Origin of the sequence: Actinosynnema sp. NPDC023658, from assembly GCF_040639995.1 — a bacterium.
Classification (GTDB): domain Bacteria; phylum Actinomycetota; class Actinomycetes; order Mycobacteriales; family Pseudonocardiaceae; genus Actinosynnema.
In genome coordinates this window covers 1-1,337 of the sequence record NZ_JBFAAX010000672.1, presented here as the reverse complement: position 1 = coordinate 1,337, position 1,337 = coordinate 1, and the positions used below count along the sequence as shown (strand labels likewise).

Genomic DNA, 1,337 nt, shown 5'->3' with positions numbered 1-1,337 from the left:
GTTCCGCACCCGGGTGTCGGACTTCACCACGCGCTCCCGCGCCCGGATCACCGACCTGTTCGCGGGCCTGGACCTGGTCGACCCCGGCGTGGTGCACCCGCCCGAGTGGCGCCCGGAGGCCGGGGACGACCGGGGTCCCTCGTTGACGTCGACGTTCGCCGGTGTCGGCCGCAAGACCCGCTGACCAGGCACGGGGGCTCGTGGACGCGCAGCCGGCGGGGTGGACCGGATAGGATCGGGCGGATGCCGCCACGGGCGTGTGGCGCATGCTGTTGTAAGGGGTTGCGGTGGTGGTCAAGGGCAAGGTCGTCCGGTTCGACGAGGTCCGCGGGTACGGGTTCGTGTCGCCCGAGGAGGGTGGCGAGGACGTCTTCATCCACGTCAACGACATCGACTTCGACAAGCGGCTGATGGCGCCGGGAGCGCTGGTCGAGTTCCTGGTGGAGATGGGCGACCGGGGCCCGAAGGCGTCCCGGGTGAGCCTGGTGCGGGAAGCGGCGTCGCGGGCGGTGCCGTCCTACCACCCGGGCGACGAGCCGAACGGCAACGACGTGTTCTGCGAGGTCGTGACGACCAAGCGGTACCTGCAGGAGGTCACCGAGACCCTGCTGGCGTCGGCTCCCGGGATGACGGCGGAGCAGATCGTGAACGTGCGCCGCAACCTGGTCGGGATGGCGCGCAAGTACAACTGGATCGAGGACTGACCGGTGGTGCGGTCGGCGTCGGCGGTCCGATGTGGACGTGACGCCGCACACGATGAGGCCGACCAGCGGCTGTGCCGGGGTGGACGGTCGGCCATCATGACGCGGTGAATTCTGCCGACTCGCCCGCAACCGGGCTCTCCACCGAGGAACACGGCACCACCGTGGTCGTCCGCGTGACCGGGGAAATCGACATGTCCAACAGCGACGCGCTGCTCGACCGCTGCGTCGAGGTCCTCGACGCCGAGGCGGGCGCCCTGGTGATCGACCTGTCCGGGGTGACGTTCTTCGCTTCCTCGGGCATCGCCGCGCTCGGCCACGTCCGCTCGCACAACGCCTCGCTCGGGGGTAGACCGGTCCACGTGGTGGTGGGCCGCCCCGTCCGCCGCGCGCTGGAGCTGGTGGCGATGGACAAGCTCCTGCCGCTGCACGACACGCGGGAGGACGCGCTCGCCGCCGTCGGGGAGGACACCGCGTAGGACACCGGGCGGGCCGTGACGGTCACCGCGGCACGTGGTCCACGCGTGCCGCGGTTCTCACACCGCCGCCCCCGGGAACGTCACCGTCACGGCCAGGCCGCCCTCCGCCCGCGGCGTCGCGGTGAGGTCCGCGTCGTGCGCCGTCGCGACGGCCCGC

Annotated in this window: 3 protein-coding genes; all 3 read left to right on the top strand. The window is 72.0% G+C overall.

Annotated features, from left to right (window positions below; all coding sequences use genetic code 11):
- On the top strand, positions 1 to 184 hold a 184-nt coding region (locus tag AB0G02_RS32945; protein ID WP_360802075.1), incomplete at its 5' end, for an SAM-dependent methyltransferase.
- A 103-nt stretch (positions 185 to 287) separates the two neighbouring features.
- Positions 288 to 704, top strand: a complete 417-nt coding sequence (locus AB0G02_RS32940; RefSeq protein WP_360802072.1) for a cold shock domain-containing protein — start codon at positions 288 to 290, stop codon at positions 702 to 704.
- 104 nt (positions 705 to 808) lie between these two features.
- On the top strand, positions 809 to 1,180 hold the full coding sequence (locus tag AB0G02_RS32935) for an STAS domain-containing protein (RefSeq protein ID WP_360802069.1): 372 nt from the start codon (positions 809 to 811) through the stop codon (positions 1,178 to 1,180).
- Positions 1,181 to 1,337: the final 157 nt, after the last annotated feature.